The organism is Halopseudomonas pachastrellae, assembly GCF_900114765.1.
Classification (GTDB): Bacteria; Pseudomonadota; Gammaproteobacteria; order Pseudomonadales; family Pseudomonadaceae; genus Halopseudomonas; species Halopseudomonas pachastrellae.
The window spans coordinates 161,960-186,695 of record NZ_FOUD01000005.1; the positions used below are offsets into that span (position 1 = coordinate 161,960).

Consider the following 24,736-nt stretch of genomic DNA (forward strand, 5'->3'; position numbering starts at 1 on the left):
GAGGCTTGGTGCTTGTAGCTTACTTTTTCTGAGGAAATTCCATGTCCCTGCAAGATATCCATGCGCACCGCATCCTGATTCTGGACTTCGGTTCCCAGTACACCCAGCTCATCGCCCGTCGGGTGCGTGAGATCGGTGTTTACTGCGAGATCCACCCCTGGGACATGAGTGCCGAGGACATCAGCGCCTTTGCACCGCGCGGCATCATCCTGGCCGGTGGCCCGGAGTCGGTCCACGCGGCTGACAGCCCGCGTGCACCGCAGGCGGTATTTGATCTGAACGTACCGCTGTTCGGCATCTGCTACGGCATGCAGACCATGGCCGAGCAACTGGGCGGCAAGGTCGAAGGCTCCAACCTGCGCGAATTCGGCTATGCCCGCGTGGATGTGGTCGGCAAGGCCCGCCTGCTCGACGGTATCGAAGACCACGTTGACGCTGACGGCGTGCTGGCGCTCGATGTCTGGATGAGCCACGGCGACAAGGTCAGCGCCATTCCTGAAGGCTTCCACGTGCTGGCCAGCACCCCGAGCTGCCCGATTGCCGCCATGGCGGACGATGCGCGCGGCTACTACGGCGTGCAGTTCCACCCGGAGGTGACCCACACCAAGCAGGGCGGTCGCATCCTGTCGCGCTTTGTGCTCGAGATCTGCGGCTGTGAAGCGCTGTGGACCCCTGCCAACATCGTGGAAGATGCCATCGCAACCGTGCGCGCTCAGGTAGGTGACTCCAAGGTGCTGCTGGGGCTGTCCGGTGGTGTCGACTCCTCGGTGGTTGCTGCGCTGCTGCATAAGGCCATTGGCGATCAGCTGACCTGCGTCTTTGTCGATAATGGCCTGCTGCGTCATCAGGAAGGTGATCAGGTTATGGCCATGTTCGCCGAGAACATGGGCGTAAAAGTTATCCGTTCTGATGCCGAAGACCTGTTCCTCGGCCGCCTGGCTGGCGTCTCCGACCCGGAAGAGAAGCGCAAGGTCATTGGCCGCACCTTTATCGAGGTGTTCGATACCGAGGCGACCAAGCTCAAGGATGTGAAATTCCTCGCCCAGGGCACCATTTACCCCGACGTGATCGAGTCAGCCGGTGCCAAGACCGGCAAGGCCCACGTGATCAAGTCGCACCACAACGTGGGCGGCCTGCCGGAAGACATGGCCTTTGAACTGGTCGAGCCGCTGCGCGAATTGTTCAAGGACGAGGTGCGCAAGATCGGTCTGGAACTGGGCCTGCCCTACGACATGGTCTACCGTCACCCGTTCCCGGGCCCGGGTCTGGGTGTGCGTATCCTCGGTGAAGTGAAGAAGGAATACGCCGACCTGCTGCGTCTGGCGGATCACATCTTCATCCAGGAACTGCACAACTTTGACTGGTACCACAAGACCAGTCAGGCGTTCGTGGTGTTCCAGCCGGTCAAGTCGGTGGGCGTGGTCGGTGACGGCCGTCGCTACGCCTGGGTGGTTGCCCTGCGTGCGGTAGAAACCATCGACTTCATGACCGCCCGCTGGGCGCACCTGCCGTACGAGCTGCTGGAGAAGGTCTCCAATCGCATCATCAACGAAATCGACGGCATCTCCCGCGTCACCTACGACGTCTCGAGCAAGCCGCCGGCGACGATTGAGTGGGAGTGATCCTCACTCGTTGGTCGCAGTGAAAAAAGCCCGCATTGTGCGTAATGCTGTTCACTTAATAGAAACGCCGCACTCCGAATAGGGGTGCGGCGTTTTCCATTGCATGTTTTTTGAGCTTGGGAATAGCAGCGTCCCTTTGGGATGGGCTGGGAAATATGAAAAATCCCGCTGCCGAGCGGTCGGCAGCGGGATTTTAGAATGGCCTTCAGCAAGCAAACGCTTAAGTGAACAGCATTACGCATTGTGCGGGCTTTTTTGTTTGCGCTTGCAAGCGCACTTACTGAACCTTGCCCATCGCCCACTCAGGCTTGAACTGATACAGCCAGGTTTCGGTCAGTGGTTTGCCTTCCAATTCCATATACATGCGCAGGTCGGCGACCTGATCGGGTTCCAGTTCCAGGTCGAAGCTGGCGCGCCAGACGTTGCCGTTGGGTACCGGGCGGGCGAAGGTGCGGCTGACTATGCCGGCACTGGTGCTGACCTTGACCTCGGGGAATACGCCGTAAGGGATCTGCTGCATGACCTCGGGGCGGTCGAATTCGACGGTGAAGTTGTAGACGTTTTCGGGGCGCTTGTGACCGGGTTGGCCGCCGCGGCCGATGCGGGTGGCGATGGTCTGGGCGATGTTGGTGGCCGGTACCGGGCTCAGATTCTGCCAGTGCAGGCGGTAGTGCAGGTCATATTCGGTGCCCTTGCTGGCCTTGCCGTCCGGGACCCAGAACGCGCCGATGTTGTCGTGGATTTCATCGTCGGTGGGGATTTCCAGCAACTGCACGCTGCCCTTGCCGAGCGGTTTGAGCGGCTCCACCCACACGCTGGGGCGGCGGTCGTAGAAGACCCCGTCCTGGTAATGATCGAAGTTGCGGTCGCGCTGCATCAGGCCAAAGCCCTTGGGGTTTTCATCGGCAAAGGCGGATACGCGGGTGGCGTCCGGGTTGTTCAGCGGGCGCCATAGGCGCTCGCCCGAGCCGGTCCACATGGCCAGGCCGTCGGAGTCATGTACTTCCGGACGCCAGTCCTTGAGGCGCTCTGCGCCGTATTCGCCAAACCAGAACATGGAGGTCAGCGGCAGTAGGCCGAGCCGGTCGACGTCTTCACGCAGGAAGATTCGCGCCTCTACGTCCATGACCACAGGCGTGGTGCGGTCCAGGCCGCGGGTCATCTTGAAGCGGTAGGCGCCGGTCACGCTGGGGCCGTCTAGCAGGGCGTGGACGATCACCGGGGTGTCGGGCGTGGCGTCGTCTTGCTGCTCGATATAAAACTCGGTGAAGTCCGGAAACTCTTCCGGCTTGCCGGCGACGGCAGGGTCAATCGCGATACCGCGGGCGGACTGGCCGTACTGCCCGTCGGCACCGATGGAGCGGAAGTAGGAGGCGCCCTGAAAGGCCACCCAATCCTGTTTCACCCAGTCCTCAGCCGTATGCCACTCCTGCAGACGAAAGCCGGCAAAGCCGGCGTCGGCGGGCAGCTGGCGTGCAGGGTTGTCTGCCGGCATATCAAAGAAGTCGGCAGAGTAAGGTATCTCGACGGCTTCGCCCTGATCGACCATGAACATGTGTACGCCCTTGGGTGCGTACTTGCCCAGCGGGAAGAACACCAGCGGGTAGCCCTCGCTCGCCTCGGTGTCGGGCTGACCGGAGAAGGGGGCGCGCTGGGTATCAAATACCAGTTCGCCGTGGCGCGCGTAGTCAATCTGCTGGACGACCTCGGGTGCCGGCAGCGCGGGCGGCTGGTAGGCGGTGTTGGCCATGCTTCGGGCGCGCTCTACCAGGGCATCGTAACTGAACGGCTGCGGCTCGTTTGCGGCGAGTGCGAAGGTGGGCAGCAGTATGGCGCCGGCAAGCGCGGCGGCACCTTGCCGCAGGTATCGTCTGTTCATGGTCTGGGCTGGCTCTCCACAAGGCGTTGAATTTGCGTATCCAGGCCAAAAGTGCCGTCGGCTGGCGCCCGTTGAACAGGGCGTGCTGGATCTGCATCTGGCGGGTTAGAGGCGTAGCGCAGGGTGGTGGTTCCTGCCGCTGGGTAAAGTCGGGCTACTTTGTGTGCCGGTTGGCAGAACCTGAGGGCGTTGTTCTAGAGCGCTTGGCGTCAGGCGGCGGCGATTGTGGCCGCTTAGCTCGGGTTGGCCTTAGCCAGTGGTGGATTTCGCGCAGCAGGCCGGTGCCGAGCGCGGCCAGTGAAGTGGGATCATCGAGGAGGCTGATCAGTCTACGCATGGCATCGAGCAGCGGGGCGCGGGTGTCCTGCGGCGGGCTTACTGGCGCACTGTCGTGCAGCTTGATCAGCTCACTCAGCAGGCCGATATTCAGGTCCAGCGCGATGGACATATAAGGTGCCGCGACGCTGGCGCCGGCGATGCGTCTCAGTGTCGGCGTATTGCGTGCCACCAGAATGAGGTCGCCGGCGTTGTAGCGCTCGGTTCGCTGATCAATGTCGACTTCTTTGCTGCCCTCCAGCACCAGGCACAGCAGTGGCTGGACGATTGCGTGATCGACTGCTGCCGGCGAGGTTCTGCGCAGCAGAGTCAGCCCCGGCACCGGCGTGCTGATCAGTGGGCCGCTGTTGGCGTGCCTTTGACAGTAGTGGCGGGTGGCGTCGACGAGGGCTTTGTTCATGCGCTCATTCTGCGCTGGCGCCGAGTTTCGGGTAAAGCCATCTGGATTATCAGGCATGTTTGCCGGTGCTTTGGGCATCTGCTGCAGGCGCCCATGGCTAGAGTGGAATCTCCACGACAGGAGGTGACCTATGCATGACAACCAGATGATCGACGCGTCAGTACCCGGGCCAACTGCACCACCAGCGCTGACCGAAGGACCCCATGTTGGCGTTCGGCAGATTGGAGAGCAGGGCGATGAAGGGCGTAAAGCCTTTTACATTCATATCGAGGCCAAACCGGGGCGCGAGGAGGAAGTACTGCAGATGCTGCGCGACATTCGCGCCTGTGTTGAAGATGAACCGGGTACTGGCCCCTGGTTTGCGGTGCGCTTTTCCCAGCGGGTGTTCGGCATCTTTGAGGCGTTTCCCGATATTGCGGGCAGACAGGCGCGCAGCCAGCCGTGGTGGTCGCGATAGACGCTGGAAAGGGGCTCGCTGGAATGGCTCATGCGCAGGGTGCGCTGGTTACTTATTGAGAATGAGTCGCAGTTTGCGGGTATATCGGTTAATCCTGCAAGCCTCTGGCGGCTAGTATTAAAAGCAATTATCATTTGCAAGTGAAGTCGGCAAACCGGGCTTGCCAGTGAACAGTTCCAATCTAGACAGTGTCTTTATCAGCCAGCGCACTTCGCTGCTGCGCACCTTGCTGAAAATCGTCAAGAACACCAGCATTGCCGAGGAGCTGGTGCAGGAGACGTATCTGCGGGTGGCGCGCACGGTGCGTGACAAGCCGATTGATCACCTTGAACCCTTTCTCTTTCAGACTGGCCGCAACCTGGCGCTGGACCACCTGCGTCGTGAGCGCATGCAGTCGCGCACCATGCTCGACGACGTGCCCAATGAGGTGGTCGAGGCGGTGGCCGCACCGGCTTCCTCCAGTGAAGACAGCCTGCACGCCGCGCGCCTGCTGCAGCACCTGGGCAGCGCGCTGGACCAACTGAGTAGCCGTCAGCAGCGGATATTCGTGCTCAGTCGCCTGCATGGCATGAGCGCAAGCGACATCGCCGCCGAGTTGGGGGTATCACCCAGCACGGTGCAAAAGGAGCTGAAACTGATCATGGCCCTGTGCGTTACGCTGATCGAGCGGCTGACGCCTGCCCAATGAGCGACTTTCGCTCATCCGCCCCATAAGCCAGAATGAACACCCGTGATGACGAGAGCCGGCCAATGACCGAGCCCATTACCCACCCTGCCGACGGCGAGTCGCTGCAGAGCCAGGCGCTGGACTGGCTGCTGGCGCTGGAAGATGCCGACACCGCGACGCTGGCGCGCTTTGATGCCTGGCTGGCCGAGTCGGCCGCGCACCGGGCGGCCTTTGAGCACGCCCGTGCCTGCTGGCAGTCGTCGGCGCTGGTGGATGCGGCGGCGCAACTGGAGGCTCGTACCGCGCCTGCGCCCCGGCGACGCTGGGCGGGCGCACTGGCGATGGCGGCCTCGGTGCTGCTGGCGCTGGGCGTGCTGGTGCAGAGCAACGTGCTGCTCGACTGGCGTGCCGATCACGTGACGGCAGTCGGCCAGCGGCAGAGCCTTGATCTGGCCGACGGCTCGCAGGTGGTGCTCAATACCGACAGTGCGTTTTCCAGTGACATTGACGGGCGCAAGCGCACCGCAAACCTCTTGCGCGGCGAGGCCTATTTTGACGTGGCACGTGACAGCGCGCGGCCCTTTGAAGTCAACGCCGGGCCAGTGCAGATTTCGGTGCTGGGCACCGCCTTTGCCGTGCGCTACCTGGATGACACCACCGAGGTCAGTGTTGCCCACGGGCAGGTCGAGGTGCGCGCGCGCAACAGCGGTGCACGTATTCATCTGAGCGCTGGCGACAGCATTCGCATTGATGAGCAGGGGGCCGGCAACCGTGTGCGCGGCGACGCCGCCAGCCAGCTGGCCTGGGTGCAGGGCCGTCTGGTGTTTGATGACCGCCCGCTGGGTGAGGTGCTGACCGAGCTGCGACGCTATTACCCGGGCTGGATCATCAACGCCAGTGGTCCGTTGGACAGCATGCGGGTGACCGGTAACTATCGACTCAGTGATCCGGTCAGCGTAATGCGGTCGCTGGCGCAGGTGACCTCGGCCAATCTGCATGAATATCCGGCGCTGCTGATTCTCAACTGATCATGGCCCGCCCCGAGGCGGCCGGGCGGAGCCCGAGATCGGTGGCTGCTGGCCGGCTGCGCGCCCCCCTCTTGCAAGACACGGCAAATTATTTTTACGCAATCTCGACAGGTCGTTCGTCTCGTCAGGGAGTAATGCAAACCATTCGCATTGTTTGCCGTTCCACGACCCTGCAAAGAGATTCTCGATGACCGCTCAACCTCGCCGCGTCCTGTCCCGAACCCGCTCTACCACCAGCCTCTCACTCCTGGCTTTGGCCATCTCCTGCGCCGCTGTGCCTCAGGCGCTCGCCGCCGACGCTCCTGCCAGCAATCTGCAGCAGAGCCAGGCGCGCTACAGTTTTGAGATTCCGGCCCAGCCGCTGGTATCAGCGCTCAATGCCTTCAGCGATATCAGTGGCTGGCAGGTTGGACTGCAGGCTGATCTGGCGGCAGACCTGCAGTCAGCGCCGGTCAGTGGTCGACTGTCTCCCGAGCAGGCGTTGACCGAGCTGCTGCGCGGCACCGGCGTGGGCTACCGCAGTGCGGGCCAGCGTAGTGTCGTGCTGGTGTCTGGCGAGCGGGCGGTCAACCTGCAGGCCATTACCGTGACCGCGACGCGCAGCCAGCGCATGGTCGACGAGGTACCGAGCACGGTCAGTTCTCTGGGGCGCGAGCAACTGGATCGTGAACTGGTCAATACCACTCGCCAACTGGTGCGTGGCGAACCGGGCGTATCGGTCGGCGGCACCGGGCAGCGTTCGGGCATTACCGGCTACAACATTCGCGGCATCGATGGTGATCGGGTGCTGACCCAGGTAGACGGCGTAGAGATTCCCAACAGCTTTTTCAACGGCCCCTACGCCAACACCCAGCGCAACTATGTTGACCCTGAAATCGTCAAGCGGGTGGAGATCCTGCGTGGCCCGGCCTCAGCCCTGTACGGCAGCAGCGCCATTGGTGGCGCGGTCAGCTATTTCACCCTGGATGCCGACGACATCATCAAGCCCGGCCGTGATACCGGCGCGCGCCTCAAGACCGGTTACAGCTCGGCAGATGAAAGCTGGCTGGCCTCCGGCACCGTTGCCGGGCGTACCGGCAATCTTGATGCCTTGCTGCACCTGTCCCAGCGTAACGGCCATGAAACCGAGTCCTATGGCAGCGCCGGTGGCATCGGCCTGGATCGCACGGCCGCCAACCCGGAAGACGTGCAGACCACCAACGTGCTGGCCAAAGTGGGCTGGGACTACAGCGACAACGGCCGCTTGCAGCTGACCTACGAGAACTACAAAGACGACCGCGATACCAATCAGCTCAGCGCCGTGGGCGGGCCGTACAACGCCGGTAGCGGCTTTGGTTACTACGAATCACGTGAAGGCAACGACACCATCACCCGTGAGCGCTACAGCCTGTCACACATGCTGGCGCTGGATAGCCTGCTGGCCGACAACTTCAACTGGAGCCTCAACTATCAGCTGGCCAAGACCGACCAGAGCACCGTTGAGCACTACGTGCCGAAGAACTTTTTCACCGGCGCGGTCAGTCGTGACGTGCAACGCTACCGCGACACCACTTACAAGGATCGCCAGTGGATGCTCGACCTGCAGCTGGACAAAGCGTTCAGTCTCGGCAGCACCGAGCATCTACTGACCTACGGCGGCACGCTTAAGCGCCAGGAAGGCACCGGCCTGCGCACCGGGTACGGCGTCTGCCTGCAGGCCATCAGCGCCAGTTGCCCCACCGTTGGCGCGATCAGCAGCAGCACCTCGGATACCCTGACGCCGCAGAGCGACTTCCCGGACCCGACCATTAAGGTCTACAGCCTGTTTGTGCAGGACGAAATCCGCTGGAACCAATGGACCTTCCTGCCCGGGCTGCGCTACGACTACACCCGTCTGTCACCCGAGCTGACCGACGAATTTCTGGCCACCGTCAGCAGCAGCGACGTGACCGACTACAACGACGACGACCGTACCTGGCATCGGGTATCGCCCAAGCTGGGCGTGACCTACCAGTTTGATGACCGCTACACCTGGTTCGGTCAGTACGCCGAAGGTTTCCGCACGCCGACCGCCAAAGCCTTGTACGGCCGCTTCGAAAACCTGGCCGGAGGCTACACGGTCGAGCCGAATCCTGACCTGGAGCCGGAAAAAAGCCGCGGTGTAGAGACCGGTCTGCGTGGCTACTTTGACGCCGGCAGCTTTGATCTGGCGCTGTTCTACAACGAGTACCGTGACTTCATCGACGAAAACGCGCTCACGCCCGGCTACACCAGCGACACCTTCCAGACGCGCAACATTGCCCATGCCAGCATTCGCGGTGTGGAGGCCAAGGGGCGTTTGAATCTGGAGCACTTTGGCGCCGCGCCCGGCCTGTATGCGCAGGGCTCGATTGCCTACGCCCGTGGCCGTAACGATGACAACGGTGCACCGCTGAACAGCGTCAACCCACTGACCGGCGTGTTCAGCCTGGGGTATGAGCAAGCGCGCTACGGCGGTGAATTGACCTGGACGCTGGTCAAGCGCAAGACGCGCATCGACGAATCCAGCCTGAACATCCCCGACGGCACCACCAGCCAGTTCGCCAGCCCCGGTTTTGGCCTGCTTGACCTGACCGCCTATTACCAGGTGACGGATGATCTGGTAGTCAACGCCGGGCTGTTCAACCTCACCGATAAAAAATACTGGCTGTGGGATGACGTGCGCGGCTACGACAGCGTCGGCGAAGCCACCGTCACCAGCCCCGCCAACCTCGACCGCCTGACCCAGCCGGGCCGCAACTTTGCCGTCAATCTGGTGTGGGATATCTGATCCCGACGCTGAGCCTGACGGATATCTTGCTGTCTGATATCTCAATAAAAGCGCCCACTCCGGCCGCTTTTATTGCGTTTGCAGTTGCCACCCCGGTGGCTGTCCGCGATTGCGAAGCTCACCGCCGAGCGGAGATCGCTTGCATAGTGAAATGATAATTCCTATCATTTTCGGCTGCGCGCGTGAGTCATTTCCCTGTGATGGGCTGGCCGGTGCGTTTTTTCTTTCTATCACCGCCCGGCAACTGCACCGGGCGGGCTGCAGGTGAATGACATGACAGGTCCTTTGGCGGAGCACAATTCATGATGGTCAGCGCGTCTCGTGGCGCCATCGTCGCGCGTATTCTGGCGGCGATTTTTGGCTGCTATGCCTTCGTCTGGGGGGCGGTTGCGCTGGGCGTTGCGGCGCTCAATGGCGCCGGGGTGGAGTACCACGCGGCCGAGCAGGCCATGATGATGCTGGCCTTTTTGCTCTACCTGGGGCTGTTTCTCTGGACCTTTGCCGCGGCCAGTGTGCGCCGGGTCTGGCTGGTGCTGGCGGTCGGCAGCGCGCTTATGCTGGCTGCTGCCTGGCAGCTGCAGCGCATAATCATCGGATAGGAGCACCGCCATGCTGAACAGTTTTCGTCAATCCATGGCCTGGGTGCACACCTGGTTCGGGCTGGTGCCGGGCTTTGTCCTGATGGTCGCCTTCTTTTTTGGCGCGCTCTCGGTGTTTGACCGTGAGATTGACCGCTGGGCGATCCCGGATACGCGCTTCGAGCCGCAGCCGATGCCGTCCTACGACAACCTGCTCAAGCAGGTCTTTGCCGATCTCAAGCCTCACCCGCTGGATATGGCCGCGACCGCCGAGCGGGTCATTGGCGATCTCCTTGCGCCCGAGACCATGCCCATGGTCGGCTTGTTTGCCTACACCACCCACCGTGACCCGGTGCTGCGCATCGGCGCCGAGTTTGACATCCCCAATAAGCCGATTGACCCCAAAGACGATCACCTGCACGTACACGGCTGGGCAACCATCGACCCGCGTACCGGTGCGGCGCTGGCCGATGATCAGCTGAAAATCGGCAGCAACTGGTTCTACCCGATGCATTACAGCCTGCAGCTGCACTGGAAGAACATCGGTACCTTTGTTGTCGGGCTGGCGGCCTTGATCATGCTGGTAGCGTTGGTCACCGGGGTAATCATGCATCGCAAGGTCTTCAAGGAATTCTTTACCTTCCGGCCGCACAAGCGCACTCAGCGCAGTGCACTCGACCTGCACAACATGACCGGTGTGGTGGCGCTGCCTTTCCACTTCTTCTTTGCCTTTACCGGTCTGGTGATCTTTGCTGCGTTCTATTACTTCCCGGTCTCCGGCACCCTGCTCAAGCCGCTGCATGACCGCCACGAGGTCATCGAGGCCGAGCACACCGGCCTGCCGCATGACGAGGCGGGCGTGCCTGCCGAGCTGGCGTCGGTCGATGCCATGGTTGCCGAGGCCAAGCGTATCTGGGCCGAGCGCGACATGGCCGGCGAGGTTGGTCTGCTGATGATCGAGCACCTGGGCGATGCCAACGGCTACGTCAGTATTTACCGCGCCGGCAGTGATCGCGTTGCGCTGGTGGGCGAGGGGATTCACTTCAAGGCGAGCACCGGTGAGGTGCTGCGCGAAGAGCCGCCGAGTGACCCGGTGGGCGCGTTAAATGAGTTTCTCACCGGCCTGCATCTGCAGCATTTTGAACACTGGACCCTGCGCTGGCTGTACGTGGCTGGCGGCTTGCTGGGCTGTATCTGTATTGCTACCGGCTTTGTGTTTTTTGTCGAAAAGCGCAAGCAGGAGCACGCCAGACGCGGGTTGCAGGGCTGCCGGCTGGTCGATGCCATGGCCGTGACCACGGTGACCGGCATGGTGCTGGCGGCGGTCGCCATGCTGGTGGCCAACCGCTTGTTGCCTGAGGCGATGCCGGGGCGGGGCGAATGGGAGAAGTGGACCTTCTGGGGTGTGTGGCTGCTCAGCCTGCTGCACGCGCTCTGGCGCAGCGCACCGGTTGCCCAGGCGCGGGCCAACCCGGCCTGGCGCGAGCAGTGCTGGGCGCTGGCGCTGGCCTGCGTTGCAGCGGTGCTGCTGAACTGGATCACCACGGGGGATCACCTGCTGAAAACCATGTTGCTGGACCCCTACTGGGCCGTTGCCGGCGTAGATCTGAGCCTGCTGGCCTGCGCGCTGGTGTCCGTGCTGACGGCCCGACGCCTGGCGCGCACCCTAGAAGTCAAGTCGACCAGTCGGATTGGTGGGGTGGCGTATGAGTAACGCCGGCGTTTGGCTGCTGGCTGCGGCGGCCAGTATGTGGCTGGCGACCAGCTGGCTGGCACTGTCGTTGCCTGCGCACTGGCGTCAGGTGTTTGCCGGTGGCGAGACGGCGCCGGGTTATTTGCGTGTGCTGGGCTGGCTGGCGCTGGTGGTGTCGGTATTGTGCTGTTTTCAGGCTGACCACCCGTCGATGGCGGTACTGGTCTGGTTTACCTTGTTGCCGGTGGCGGCGGTCGCCACGGCCATGATGCTGAGTTATCGACCCGCGCTGTTGCGTGTGGTTTGTCCTGCATTTTTGCGCGTCGGTTAACGACGCGCCTCCTGCGCCCGGAGAGGGCGTTCTGTCCGGGATGGAACCTTGGAAGGCGGCTTTGTCAGGTCGCCTTCGCATTAGGTAAAAGTGTGTAAATTCACTAGGGCTGGCAAGGCATATTGCCTAGAGTCTGCCGTTAGTTGCCAAAAGCTATTCCCGGACCCTGACCTTTATGTCTTCTTCTGCTCTGTTCTCCCGCACGCGGGTTAAGTGGTTACTGCTGCTTGCCGCCATCGTTGCCGCCCTGGTTTTTGCCTGGTACCAGTTTTCCGGTTCTGCCGCGCCTGCGCCCATGTCCCATCGCATGGCTTTTGGCGCGCCTGCGGTGGTACGCGTGGAGCCGGCCCAGCGCAGTGAGCTGGATGTGCAGATCAAGTCCATTGGCACGGTGACACCGCTCAATACCGTGATCGTGCAGAGCCGCGTCAACGGTGTGCTCGAGCGGGTGGTGTTTGAAGAGGGCAGCGCGGTGGAGCAGGGCGACCTGCTGGCCGAGGTGGACCCGTTGCCCTACAAGGCGCAGCTGGAGCAGGCCGAGGGGCAACTGCAGCAGAGCCGCGCCACGCTGGAAAACGCCCGAGCAGACCTGGCCCTGTACGAGACCCTGTGGGAGCAGGACTCCATCGCCCGCCAGCAGTTGAGTGACCAGCGCGCCATGGTCAACGAGCTGCTGGGCACGGTGCGGGCCAATCAGGCCGCCGTTGATGACGCCCGCCTGCAACTGTCCTGGACGCGCATTACCGCGCCGCTGTCCGGGCGCCTGGGGCTGCGCAAGGTCGACCAGGGTAACCTGGTGACCGGCAGCGAGGCCGAGGGCATTGTCAGCATTACCCAGATGCAACCGATTGCCGTCAACTTCACCGTACCAGAAGTGGATGTGCCGGCGTTGCGCAGCTCGTTCCGGGGCGAGGAGCCGCTCAAGGTTGAAGTGCTGGACCGCAATGATCAGCAGGTGATTGCCACCGGCAACCTGACCACCCTGGATAACCAGATCGACACCGCGACCGGCACGCTGCGGGTGCGCGGCCAGTTTGCCAATGAGGATGAGGCGCTGTTCCCCAACCAGTTCGTCAATGTGCGTCTGCGCCTGAGCACCCTGCGCGACGTGGTCACCATCGCCTCCGACGCCGTGCAGTTCGGCAACAGCCGCACCTATGTCTACGTGGTGGAAGACAGCAAGGCCTATGTGCGTGAGGTAACCCTGGGTGCCAGCGCTGACGGCCGAGTGGCCGTGACCAGCGGCTTGCAGGCTGGCGAGCAGGTGGTGCTGGAAGGGCTTGATCGCCTGCGCGACGGCAAGGAGGTAGTGATACCCGACGCCGAGGGTGAGGTGGCTGCTGCGCCGCCGGCAACCGAGACTGCGCAGCGTCCGGGTAACGGTGAGCGTCGCGGTCCGCGACCGGCCAACTGAGCACGCCGGCATGAAGAGCCTGTCTACGCCTTTTATTCTTCGCCCGGTCGCTACCTCGCTGCTGATGCTGGCCTTTATGGCCGCCGGCCTGCTGGCATGGCGCCTGCTGCCGGTTGCCGCGTTGCCGCAGGTCGACTATCCGATCATTCAGGTCTTTACCTTTCAGCCGGGGGCCAGCCCGGAAATTACCGCGCGGACCATTACCGCGCCGCTGGAGCGTCACCTGGGGCAGATCCCGGGGCTCAAGCAGATGTCATCGACCAGTTCCGGTGGTGCGTCGGTCATCACCCTGCAGTTTGATCTGGACGAAGACCTGGGCGTGGCCGAGCAGGAAGTGCAGGCGGCCATGAACACGGCAGACAGCCTGCTGCCGAGCGACCTGCCCACGCCGCCGATCTACCGCAAGGTCAACCCGGCCGATGCGCCCATCCTGACCTTGGCGATTACCTCCGACAGCCTGCCGCTGCCGGAAGTGCATGACCTGGTCGACACCCGCATGGCGCAGAAGCTGGCGCAGCTGTCCGGTGTGGGTATGGTCAGCCTGGCTGGCGGGCAGCGCCCGGCGCTGCGTGTGCTGGTCAACCCCAACGCGCTGACGGCTTACGGCCTGAGCCTGGACAGCGTGCGTCAGAGCATTGCCGCGACCAACGTCAATCAGCCCAAGGGCAGCTTTGACGGCCCGACCCGCTCGACCATGCTCGATGCCAACGACCAGATTCGCTCGGTAGAGGATTACCGCAAGCTGATCATCACCTGGCAAGACGGTGCGCCGCTGCGCCTGGGCGATGTGGCGACCATTGTCGATGGCGCCGAGGACCGTTTTCTGGCCGCCTGGGCCAATAGCCAGCCGGCAGTGCTGCTGAACGTGCAGCGCCAGCCCGGGGCCAATGTGATCGATGTTACTGACAGTGTGCGTGAGTTGCTGCCGCAGCTAACCTCGACCCTGCCGGCGGCGGTCGATGTCGCGGTGCTGACCGACCGCACCCACAGTATTCGTGCCTCGGTCAGCGATACCCAGAAAGAATTGCTGTTTGCCATTGGCCTGGTGGTGCTGGTGACCTTTGCGTTTTTGCGCAGCCCCTCGGCCACCATTATCCCCAGCGTGGCGGTACCACTGTCGCTGGTGGGCACCTTCGCCTTCATGTACCTGATGGACTTCTCGGTCAACAACCTGACGCTGATGGCGCTGACCATCGCCACCGGCTTTGTGGTGGATGACGCCATCGTCATGCTGGAGAACGTGGCGCGGCACCGGGAGATGGGCAAGTCGCCGATGCAGGCGGCGTTGGCCGGCGCGGGTGAGATTGGCTTTACCCTGATGTCGCTGACATTCTCGCTGGTAGCGGTATTGATTCCGCTGCTGTTCATGCCGGATGTGGTTGGCCGCCTGTTCCACGAGTTCGCCATCACCCTGGCGGTGGCCATTGTCATCTCGCTGGTGGTATCGCTGACGCTGACGCCCATGATGTGCGCGCGCATGCTGCACACCCCGCCGCAAGAGGACGCCGGCGGCTTTATGCATGGCGTCATCGAGCGCTACGGTCGTGCGCTGGACTGGGTGCTGGAGCGTCAGCGCGCCACGTTGCTGGTGATGCTGGGCACTATCGCGTTGACCGGGCTGCTGTATCTGGCGGTGGACAAGGACTTCTTCCCGGTGCAGGACAGCAACGTCATCCAGGTGATTACCGAGGCGCCGCAGGACATCTCCTTCAGCGCTATGGCCGAGCGTCAGCGCAATCTCGCCGTTGCGTTATTGGAAGACCCGGCCATCGAGAATCTGTCGTCCTTTATCGGTGTGGATGGCAGCAACGTCACGCTCAACAGCGGCCGCTTGCTGATCAACCTGCCGCCGCACAGCGAGCGCGACGAGAGTCTGTTTACCGTGATGAATCGGCTGCGTGAACGCGCCGCCGAGGTGCCGGGCATCACCGCCTGGTTCCAGCCGGTGCAGGAGCTGACGATCGAAGACCGGGTCAGCCGCACCCAGTACCAGTTCAGCCTGACCAGCCTGGACAGTGACGAGCTGCGTGAGTGGGTGCCGGTGATGGTCGATGCCCTGAACGCGCGCCCGGAACTGCAGGACGTGGCCTCCGATCTGCAGCAGCAGGGCCTGGAAGCCTATGTGGAAATCGACCGCGACGCCGCTGCGCGGCTGGGCCTGAATGTCACCGACGTGGCCAACACGCTGTATAACGCCTTTGGTCAGCGGCAGATCGCGACCCTGTTTACCCAGGCCAACCAGTACCGCGTGATCATGGAGGTGGACCCGCAGTTTGCCGGCACACCGGACAGCCTGCGCAATCTGCACGTTACCAGCGCTGACGGCAGCTCGGTTCCGCTGGCCAGCGTTGCGCAGGTTCACCAGCGTAGTGCGGCGCTGCTGATCAATCATCAGGGGCAGTTCCCGGCCACTACCGTGTCTTTCAATCTGGCGCCCGGTGCGTCACTGGGCCAAGCGGTCGAGGCGATCGAGGCGGTGCAGCAGGAGTTGGCGCTGCCGGTCAGCGTGGAGTTGCGCTTTCAGGGCGCCGCCGAAGCCTTCCGCGCATCGCTGAGCAACACTCTGTGGCTGATTCTGGCCGCAGTGCTGACCATGTACATCGTGCTCGGCGTGCTCTATGAGAGCACCATTCACCCGGTAACCATTCTCTCGACGCTGCCTTCGGCCACGGTTGGCGCCTTGCTGGCGCTGCTGCTGACCGGCCGCGCGCTGGACATGATCTCGGTCGTGGGCATCGTGCTGCTGATCGGTCTGGTGAAGAAGAACGGCATCATGATGGTCGACTTTGCCCTGGAGGCACAGCGCAATCAGGGCATGAGCCCGCGCGAGGCGATTCACCGCGCGGCGCTGCTGCGTTTCCGGCCGATCCTGATGACCACGCTGGCGGCGCTGTTTGGCGCGCTGCCGTTGATGCTGGCCAGCGGCTCGGGCGCCGAGCTGCGCCAGCCGCTCGGTGTGGTGATGGTCGGCGGCTTGCTGGTCAGTCAGGTGCTGACGCTGTTCACCACGCCGGTGGTGTACCTGTTCTTTGATCGTCTGACCCGTCAGCGCACGCCCGAGCCTGCGCCGACGCCAGAGAGCGCGCTGTGAGTAGCGAGGCAGGCATGCTGCAGCGCCCGGTTGGCCTGTCGCTGCTGGCGCTGGCACTGGTGCTGGTGGGTTTGCTGTGCTGGCGGTTGCTGCCGGTAGCGCCGCTGCCACAGGTTGAGGTGCCGATGATCGTGGTGACCGCCAGCCTGCCGGGTGCCAGCCCGGAAAGCATGGCAACCACTGTTGCCACGCCGCTGGAGCGCGCGCTGGGGGCTATTTCCGGCGTCACCGAGATTTCCTCATCATCCAACCAGGGCTCGACCCAGGTGGCGCTCGCCTTTGAGCTGGACCGCGATCTCAATGAAGCGGCGCGCGAGGTGCAGGCGGCGATCAACGCGGTGCGTGGCGACCTGCCGGCAGGCATGCCGGGCAACCCCGAATACCACAAGATCGACCCCTCGCAGGCGCCGATCATGGGGCTGGCGCTGAGTTCTCCCAACCTGTCGCCCAGCGAGTTGTACGACATTGGCTCGACCATTCTGGCACAGAAAATCGCGCAGATTTCCGGTGTTGGCGAGGTGAGTGTAGGCGGTGCGTCCCTGCCGGCTGTGCGGGTGCAACTGGATGCGGCTGCGCTGATGCACTATGGCATCTCGCTGGACGAGGTGCGCAGTGTCATTTCCAGCAGCAATGCGCTGCGGCCGATGGGCGTGATCGAGGAGGGCAGCCACCGCTGGCAGGTGCAGACCAGCGAGGCGCTGCGCACCGCAGTGGCTTATCGCAACCTGATCGTGCGCTACCAGGACGGCGCCGCCGTGCGTCTGGGTGATGTCGCCCAGGTCACCGACTCGGTGGAGAACCGCTACAGCGCCGGTTTCCATAACGACCGCGCTGCGGTGATTCTCAGCGTCAGCCGGCAGAGCGGCGCCAACATCGTGGAAACCGTGGCCAATATCCACGAACGCCTGCCGCAGCTGTACAACCTGATTCCGTCCGACGCCGAGCTGACCATCATCAGCGACCGCTCACCGGTGATTCGCGCCACCCTGCGCGAGGCGCAAATCTCCCTGCTGGTCGCGGCGCTGCTGGTGGTCATTGTGGTCTGGCTGTTCCTGGGTAACCTGCGTGCGGCGCTGATCCCCTCGACGGCCATTCCGGTGTCGCTGATCGGCAGCTTTGTGGTCATGTACCTCTGCGGCTTCTCGCTCAACAACCTGTCGCTGATGGCGCTGATCGTCGGGGCCGGGCTGGTGGTGGACGATGCCATTGTGGTGCTGGAGAACGTGCAGCGGCACATGGCCAACGGCCTGTCGCCGTTGCAGGCCGCTGCCCGCAGCGCCCGTGAGCTGCGCTTTACGCTGATTGCCATGACGCTGGCGCTAGCGGTGGTGTTTGCCTCTATTCTGTTTCTGGACGGCTTGATTCAGCAGCTGTTTCAGGAGTTCTCCATCACCCTGGTGGCGGCCATGCTGATCTCCCTGCTGGTGTCGCTGACACTGACCCCGGCGCTGTGTGCCATGTGGCTCAAGCCCGGCCAGCACGCCGCCAGCGAGCAGGACAACAAGGACTCGCTGTTTGCCAGCCTGCAGGATGGGTACGCCCGTTCACTGCGCTGGCTGCTGCGTTTTCGCCCGCTGGCCATCGTGCTGCTGCTGGGCGCCATTGGCAGCAGTGGTTATTTGCTGGCCAACCTGCCGGAAGAGTCACTGCCGCAGCAGGACAGCGGCCAGATCAACGGCTTCTTGCGCGGCGATGACGGCCTGTCGTTTCAGGTCATGCAGCCAAAGATCGAGGCCTACCGGCAATACATCTTGCAGGACCCGGCGGTGGCGGACCTGACCGGCACTTCCGGCGGCGACCGGGGGCTGACCAATACGCAGTTGTCGATCAAGCTCAAACCCCTGTCCGAGCGCGATGCCTCGGCGCAGGAGGTGGTGGAGCGCCTGCGCGCGGGAGCGCCGCAGATTCCGGGCATCATGATGTTTCTGATGGTGGAGCAGGACCTGTTCTTCCGCCCGCCGTTCCGCCGTAGCGAGTACGAGGTGCTGCTGCGCTCGGATTCGCTGGAGGCGCTGAAACAGTGGTCGCGTACGGTGGCACAGGCGATGGAACAGAGCCCGCTGCTGACCGACGTGGACTCGATGGACGGCGATGAGACGCGTCAGGTCGTGCTGGATATCGACCGCGAAGCGGCGCGGCGCCTGGGCTCGGATATGCAGACCATCTCCTCGGTGCTGAACAACTCCTTCTCGCAGCGCCAGGTGGCTACCCTGTACGACGAGCTCAACCAGTACCGGGTGGTGATGGAGCTGGCGCCGCGTTACACCGAAAGCCCCGCCGTGCTGTCTCAGCTGGAGGCGCTGACCAGCGATGGCCAGCGGGTGCCGTTCTCGACCTTTGCTTCCTGGGAATACGGGATGGCCGAGGATCGGATCCGCCACGAAGGTCAGTTTGCTTCCCTTGGTATTGGCTATGCTCTGGCCGAAGGGGTGACGGATATTCAGGCGCGCGAGGCCATCGAGCAGATTCTCAACGACGTGATGCTGCCCAGCTCGGTGCATCTGGCGCCGCCCTCGGCCAATGACTTCAGTACCGTGCTCGACCCCTGGGTTTTTGTAGTGGTGTTGTTGGCGGTGTACCTGGTATTGGGCGTGCTGTACGAGAGCACGTTGCACCCGTTGACCATTCTGTCGACCCTGCCACCGGCCGGGCTGGGCGCGCTGCTGGCGCTGAAGTTTGGCGGCCAGAATCTCAGCCTGATTGCGATGCTCGGGCTGTTTCTGCTGATCGGCATCGTGATGAAGAACGCCATCATGATGATCGACTTTGCCCTGGAGCTGCAGCGTCGCGACGGTATGGCCCCGCGCCAGGCTATTGAACGCGCGGCGCTGCTGCGTCTGCGCCCGATCCTGATGACCAACCTGGCCGGCATGCTTGGCGCGGTGCCGCTGATCCTGGGTTTTGGTGAGGGCGCCGAGATGCGTCGTCCGCTGGGCATGACCATCTTTGGTGGTCTGGCCCTGAGTCAGTTGCTGACTCTGTACACCACACCTGCGGTGTACCTGTATCTGGAAAACCTGCGCCAGCGCGTGCTGCGTCGCCGCGCCGCGCCCGAACCCTCCGAATCCTCTGTCTGACGTCCGGTTGCTGCCCATGAAGCCTTCGCTGTTAACCTCCGCTGTCCTGCTCGCCGCCGCCCTGGGAGGCGGCTGCACTATGGGGCCGGATTATCGCCAACCGCCCATCGCCCAGCCGCTGGTACTCAAATACGATCAGGGCTGGCAGCCTATGCCGTCCCAGGCCTGGGCCCAGAGCGGTGCCTGGTGGGAGGCCTTTGCCGATGCCGAGCTGAGCGCGCTGGTGGTTGAGGCGAACGCCAACAACCTGACCCTGGCCCAGGCCGCTGCGCGCTATCGCGCTGCTCTGGCCCAGCGCCGCCTCAGCAGCGCCGACTATCTGCCCACCCTGAGCGCGGCGCTGGACGCCAGCCGCAGCGGCGGCAGTGACAGCGCCAATACCGATAGCAGTCGCGCGCAGCTGGGCATCAGCTGGGAGCTGGATGTGTGGGGGCGGGTGCGGCGGCAGGTGGAATCCGACACCGCCGCGCTGGATGCCAGCGCCGCTGATCTGGCGGCCGCGCGGCTGTCGATCCAGCTGGCGGTGGTCAACAGCTTCATCAACTTGCGCGCGCTGGATGTACAGCAGCGCATTCTGCAGCAGACGCTGGAGTCGTCGGCGCGCTCGACCCAGCTGACGCGCAACCAGTACGACGCCGGCATTGTCTCGCGCGCCGATGTAATTCAGGCCGAAACCCAGCTGCAGTCGCTACGCAGCGACCTGTATGACCTGCAGAACGAGCGCGCGGTGGAGGAGAATACCCTGGCCGCATTGCTCGGCCGCGCGCCCTCTGCCTTTGAGCAGGACATCGTCGATGCCCTGCCTGCGGTGCCGCCGATCCCCTCACAGTTGCCCAGCGAGCTGATCGCCCGCCGCCCGGATGTCGTGGCGGCCGAGCGCGGTGTGGCCGCCGCCAACGCTGATATCGGTGTGGCCATCACCGCCTGGTTGCCGACCATCAGTCTGGGCGCCAGTGCTGGCGTCAGTGGCGAGTCGGTGAGTGACCTGTGGAATGCGCCGGTGCGCTTCTGGTCGGTCGGCCCGAGCCTGGCGCAAACCCTGTTTGACGGCGGCGCCCGTGATGCCGCGCGGGATGCTGCCTACGCCCGCTACGACGAGCAGGTCGCGGCCTACCGGCAAACCGTGCTGGAAGGTCTGACCGAGGTGGAAAATGCCCTGGCCACCACCGCCATCCTGCGCGAGAAGGCGGTGCAGCAGGACAAGCTGGTCAGCCTAGCGGAAGAGAACGAGCGGGTGATCACCAACCGCTATCAGTCCGGTCTGGTGTCCTATCTTGAAGTCGCTATCGCGCAGAACACCACGCTCAATGCCAAGCGCGGTCAGGTCAGCGTGACCAGCGCGCAACTGGCCGCCGCCGCGCAGCTGGCCGCCAGCATTGGCGGCGGCTGGGCGGTGGGTGACGATGTCGGGGATGCCGCCAGCAGGCCGCAGGAGTAAAGCCTGCGGCGCTGCGTTTGGCAGGCTGCTGCTTACTCGATACCGCCGTGGGTCAGTTTGGCGGGGTTGAGCAGGCGCTCCAGCTCGTCGCGGCTGAGGTCGGTATGTTCGGCGGCCACCTCGACAATCGGCCGGCCTTCTTTGTAGGCCAGCTTGGCAATCTCGGCGGCTTTCAGGTAACCGATAACCGGGTTCAGGGCGGTGACCAGAATCGGGTTGCGGGCCAGTGCCTGGGTCAGCTGGTCTTCGCGTACGGTAAAGGTGGCGATGGCCTTGTCGGCCAGCAGGCGGCTGACATTGCTCAACAGACTGATGCTTTCCAGCAGATTGCGTGCGATCAGCGGCAGCATGACGTTGAGCTCAAAGTTGCCGGACTGCCCGGCGATGGTGATGGTGGCGTCGTTGCCAATCACCTGAGCGGCAACCATGGCGGCGGCTTCCGGAATCACCGGGTTGACCTTGCCGGGCATGATCGATGAGCCCGGTTGCAGCGCCTGCAGTTCAATCTCGCCCAGACCGGCCAGCGGGCCGGAGTTCATCCAGCGCAGGTCGTTGGCGATCTTGGTCAGGCTGACCGCCGTGGTCTTCAACTGGCCTGACAGCGCCACGGCAATATCCTGCGAGCCGATATGGGTGAAGAAATTCTTTGCCGGCGTAAAGGTCAGGCCGGTGTGCTTGCTCAATGCCTGATTGAAGCGCGCGGCAAAGTCGGGGTGGGCGTTGATACCGGTACCCACGGCAGTGCCGCCCTGGGCCAGGCTCTGCAGGCTGGGTTGCAGCTGGCGCAGGTTGTGGATGTTCTGCTCGATCTGGTCTGCCCAGGTGTTCAGGCTCTGGCTCATGCGCACCGGCATGGCGTCCATCAGGTGGGTGCGGCCGGTTTTGACGTACTGGTCGACGCTGGCGGCCTTGCTGCGGGTGACGCTGACTAGATGCTCCAGCGCCGGTAGCAATTGCTCGGCCAGCTCCATGGCGGCGCTGATGTGGATGCTGGATGGGATGATGTCGTTGCTGCTCTGGCCGCAGTTGATGTGGTCATTGGCGCTGACCGGCTGGCCGTAACGGCGTGCGGCCAGGGTGGCGAGGACTTCGTTGGCATTCATGTTGGAGCTGGTGCCGGAGCCGGTCTGAAAGACATCGACCGGAAAATGCGGCATGAAGTCGGTGGCCAGGAGCTCATCTACGGCGCCGAAAATGGCCTCGGCCAGCTCTGAAGGGATCTGCTCCAGCTCGCTGTTGGCGGTAGCAGCGGCGCGTTTGGCCAGCAGCAGGGCGCGGATGAAGGGCGCCGGCATAGGCTGCCCACTGACCGGAAAGTTATCGACGGCGCGCTGGGTCTGCGCGGCATAGAGCGCCTCTGCCGGTACTGCCAGTTCGCCCATGCTGTCTTTTTCGATACGGGTTTTGCTCATGCTGCTGCGCTCCTGGGTCTGGGGGGCAGCGTGGTGCAGGAGTGTGGAAAAGCCGCCGCCCGGTCTGTGGTGTCTGTGTGCGCACTGACGTTAATGCAAGTCGTTATCATTATCAAGCAAGGCCGGCACATTGCTGTCCCGGCCTTGCTTGGACTCACAGTGTGGCGCGTAGTGCCCGAGCGGCTGCCACCATGTTGGCCAGCGCTGGCCTTACTTCAGCCCATTGGCGGGTTTTTAGGCCACAGTCCGGGTTGACCCAGAGGCGCTGCGCCGGTACACGTTCGGCAGCCAGCTGCATCAGCTTGACCATGTACTCCTGCGTCGGAATGTTCGGCGAATGAATGTCGTACACGCCGGGGCCGATCTCGTTCGGATACTCGAAGTGCTTGAAGGCATCCAGCAGCTCCATGTCCGAGCGCGACGTTTCGATGGTGATCACGTCGGCATCCATGGCGGCGATCGACTCGATGATGTCGTTGAACTCCGAATAGCACATGTGGGTATGAATCTGGGTTTCATCGGCGACGCCGTTGGCGCTGATACGAAACGACTCCACAGCCCAGTCCAGATACGTCTGCCATTGCGCACGGCGCAGCGGCAGGCCCTCGCGCAGAGCGGCTTCGTCGATCTGAATAATGCGCACGCCGGCCTTTTCCAGATCTTGTACCTCTTGCCGAATCGCCAGCGCCAGTTGCAGACAGCTGGCCGAACGCGGCTGGTCGTCACGCACGAAGGACCAGTTGAGGATAGTCACCGGGCCGGTCAGCATGCCCTTCATCGGCTTGTCGGTCAGTGACTGGGCATAGGTGGACCAGGCAACGGTCATCGGCTGTGGACGGCTGATGTCACCAAACAGAATCGGCGGTTTGACGCAGCGCGAGCCGTAGGACTGCACCCAGCCGAACTGGCTGAAGGCATAGCCGTCGAGCTGTTCACCAAAGTACTCGACCATGTCGTTGCGCTCGGGCTCGCCGTGCACCAGCACGTCTAGCCTCAGGGCCTCCTGCTCGCGTACGCAGTGGGCAATCTCGGCCTGCATGGCCTGCGTGTAGCTGGCCTGATCCAGCTCGCCTGACTTGAATTGACGGCGTGCCTGGCGGATGTCGGCGGTCTGCGGAAAGGAGCCGATGGTGGTGGTCGGAAACAGCGGCAGCTTGAGCAGGGCAGACTGTCTGGCCGCGCGCTCGGCGTAGGGGCTGCGGCGCTGGCCCAGGCTGCTGGTGATTGTGGCTACCGCGGCCTGTACGGCCGGGTTGGTGACGCGCGGCGACTGGCGGCGACTGTCTATGGCGGCCTGATTGTCAGCAAGCTCTCTGGCCCCGCTGTTGCGGCCCTGATTCAGCGCTGCGCCAAGAATGCGCAACTCGTCCAGCTTTTGCAGGGCAAAGGCCAGCCAGCTGGCGATTTCCGTGTCCAGCGTCTGTTCGCTGGCCAGGTCCACTGGCACGTGCAGCAAGGAGCAGGAGGGGGCAACCCACAGGCGTTCTCCCCGCGCTGTTGCAAGCGGCGTCAGCCATTGCAGCGTGGCGTTCAGGTCGGTCTTCCAGATATTGCGGCCGTTGATCACGCCAAGGGACAGCACGCTGTCCTGTGGTAGTTGCGCGGCCAGCGCTGCAACCTCGTCGGCTGCGTTAACCGCGTCCAGGTGCACGCCGGCAACCGGCAGGCGGGTGACCAGAGACAGGTTTTCCTGCAGGCGACCGAAGTAGGTGGCCAGCAGGAGTTTGACTGGCACGGCAGCCAGCGCGTGGTAGGCCTGCTCGAAGGCCGCATCCAGGCCGCTGGGCAATTCGGTGACCAGGATCGGCTCGTCGACTTGTACCCATTCCACACCTTCGGCAGCCAGCGCGTTTAGTAGCTCAAGATAAACCGGCAGCAGGCGCGCGAGCAGATCAAAGCGGTCGCTGTCGTCCTTTTCCTTACCAAGCGCCAGATAGGTGAGCGGACCGATGATCACCGGTTTGGCGGCCACATTCTGCGCCTTGGCCTCGCGCAGCTGTTCGATCAGACGAGAGGCGTTCAGGGTGAAGGCGGTGTCCTGTGTGAACTCCGGGACAATGTAGTGGTAGTTGGTGTCGAACCACTTGGTCATCTCGCCGGCGGCAACGCCGCCGCAGCACTGGGTGTGCTCCTCGGCTGATTGAGCAGAGCGGCCACGGGCCACGCGGAAGTAGTTGTCCAGCTCATCGCCACGGAAGTCGCGTACCCGCTCGGGCAGGTTGCCCAGGGTAAAGCTCATGTCCAGGACCTGATCGTAGAAGGAAAAGTCGCCCACCGGTACCAGGTCCAGCCCGGCCTGCTGGGCCCAATGACGCTGGCGCAGGGCGGCTGCGGTCGCTGTCAGCTCCTCGCGGGATGACTGGCCTTTCCAGTAGGACTCAAGAGCGAATTTCAGTTCTCGGCGAGCGCCGATGCGGGGGAACCCCAGGTTGTGGATACGTGCCATGTGCTGCCTCTGTCGGTGAGTGGGTACAGGGGCATGCTAGGGTGGTGGGTGAATTGTTAAAATTGATGTTTATTCAGAT

Annotated in this window: 16 protein-coding genes; 12 read left to right on the forward strand and 4 right to left on the reverse strand. The window is 63.3% G+C overall.

From position 1 onward, the window contains the following. The first annotated feature begins 41 nt into the window (after positions 1–41). Complete coding sequence (gene guaA / locus BM116_RS05565) at positions 42–1,622, forward strand: glutamine-hydrolyzing GMP synthase (RefSeq protein WP_083727580.1); 1,581 nt, start codon at positions 42–44, stop codon at positions 1,620–1,622. A 277-nt stretch (positions 1,623–1,899) separates the two neighbouring features. Here guaA and BM116_RS05570 read toward each other — a convergent pair whose 3' ends face one another. Next, positions 1,900–3,501, reverse strand: coding sequence for an OpgD/OpgG family glucan biosynthesis protein (locus tag BM116_RS05570; RefSeq protein ID WP_083727582.1), 1,602 nt, complete (start codon positions 3,499–3,501; stop codon positions 1,900–1,902). 154 nt (positions 3,502–3,655) lie between these two features. Beyond that, the gene (locus BM116_RS05575) at positions 3,656–4,237 is read right to left on the reverse strand and encodes an AraC family transcriptional regulator (protein ID WP_169847277.1); all 582 of its coding nucleotides are present in this window, start codon (positions 4,235–4,237) and stop codon (positions 3,656–3,658) included. A 130-nt stretch (positions 4,238–4,367) separates the two neighbouring features. On the opposite strand from BM116_RS05575, the gene BM116_RS05580 reads away from it, so the two are divergent. The 11 genes from BM116_RS05580 to BM116_RS05630 all read left to right on the forward strand — a co-directional run bounded on the left by BM116_RS05580 (position 4,368) and on the right by BM116_RS05630 (position 20,799). Beyond that, positions 4,368–4,694: a putative quinol monooxygenase gene (locus BM116_RS05580; RefSeq protein WP_175494031.1), complete on the forward strand. Its 327-nt coding sequence runs from the start codon at positions 4,368–4,370 to the stop codon at positions 4,692–4,694. A 166-nt stretch (positions 4,695–4,860) separates the two neighbouring features. Next, the gene (locus tag BM116_RS05585; RefSeq protein WP_083727586.1) at positions 4,861–5,382 is read left to right on the forward strand and encodes an RNA polymerase sigma factor; all 522 of its coding nucleotides are present in this window, start codon (positions 4,861–4,863) and stop codon (positions 5,380–5,382) included. Positions 5,383–5,444: 62 nt separating this feature from the next. Beyond that, entirely contained in the window at positions 5,445–6,389 is a 945-nt protein-coding gene (locus BM116_RS05590) for a FecR family protein (RefSeq protein ID WP_083727612.1), read from the forward strand. A 187-nt stretch (positions 6,390–6,576) separates the two neighbouring features. Continuing rightward, complete coding sequence (locus BM116_RS05595) at positions 6,577–9,177, forward strand: TonB-dependent receptor (protein ID WP_083727588.1); 2,601 nt, start codon at positions 6,577–6,579, stop codon at positions 9,175–9,177. A 302-nt stretch (positions 9,178–9,479) separates the two neighbouring features. Beyond that, positions 9,480–9,776: an iron transporter gene (locus BM116_RS05600; RefSeq protein ID WP_211276280.1), complete on the forward strand. Its 297-nt coding sequence runs from the start codon at positions 9,480–9,482 to the stop codon at positions 9,774–9,776. Positions 9,777–9,786: 10 nt separating this feature from the next. Next, the gene (locus BM116_RS05605) at positions 9,787–11,469 is read left to right on the forward strand and encodes a PepSY-associated TM helix domain-containing protein (protein WP_083727590.1); all 1,683 of its coding nucleotides are present in this window, start codon (positions 9,787–9,789) and stop codon (positions 11,467–11,469) included. Next, on the forward strand, positions 11,462–11,779 hold the full coding sequence (locus BM116_RS05610; RefSeq protein ID WP_083727592.1) for a DUF3325 domain-containing protein: 318 nt from the start codon (positions 11,462–11,464) through the stop codon (positions 11,777–11,779). Before BM116_RS05605 ends, BM116_RS05610 begins: the two co-directional genes overlap by 8 nt. 175 nt (positions 11,780–11,954) lie before the next feature. Next, a complete protein-coding gene (locus BM116_RS05615) occupies positions 11,955–13,193 on the forward strand; it encodes an efflux RND transporter periplasmic adaptor subunit (RefSeq protein WP_090475039.1) in 1,239 nt (412 codons plus the stop codon). A 10-nt stretch (positions 13,194–13,203) separates the two neighbouring features. After that, a complete protein-coding gene (locus BM116_RS05620) occupies positions 13,204–16,284 on the forward strand; it encodes a multidrug efflux RND transporter permease subunit (protein WP_090475041.1) in 3,081 nt (1,026 codons plus the stop codon). Then, a complete protein-coding gene (locus BM116_RS05625) occupies positions 16,281–19,361 on the forward strand; it encodes an efflux RND transporter permease subunit (protein ID WP_407920302.1) in 3,081 nt (1,026 codons plus the stop codon). The genes BM116_RS05620 and BM116_RS05625 overlap by 4 nt, the downstream gene beginning before the upstream one ends. A gap of 16 nt (positions 19,362–19,377) precedes the next feature. Continuing rightward, entirely contained in the window at positions 19,378–20,799 is a 1,422-nt protein-coding gene (locus BM116_RS05630; protein WP_083728910.1) for an efflux transporter outer membrane subunit, read from the forward strand. 32 nt (positions 20,800–20,831) lie between these two features. Here BM116_RS05630 and BM116_RS05635 read toward each other — a convergent pair whose 3' ends face one another. Continuing rightward, a complete protein-coding gene (locus BM116_RS05635) occupies positions 20,832–22,211 on the reverse strand; it encodes a class II fumarate hydratase (RefSeq protein ID WP_083728912.1) in 1,380 nt (459 codons plus the stop codon). Positions 22,212–22,365: 154 nt separating this feature from the next. Beyond that, positions 22,366–24,657, reverse strand: coding sequence for a 5-methyltetrahydropteroyltriglutamate--homocysteine S-methyltransferase (gene metE / locus BM116_RS05640; RefSeq protein WP_083728914.1), 2,292 nt, complete (start codon positions 24,655–24,657; stop codon positions 22,366–22,368). Between the last annotated feature and the right edge of the window lie 79 nt (positions 24,658–24,736).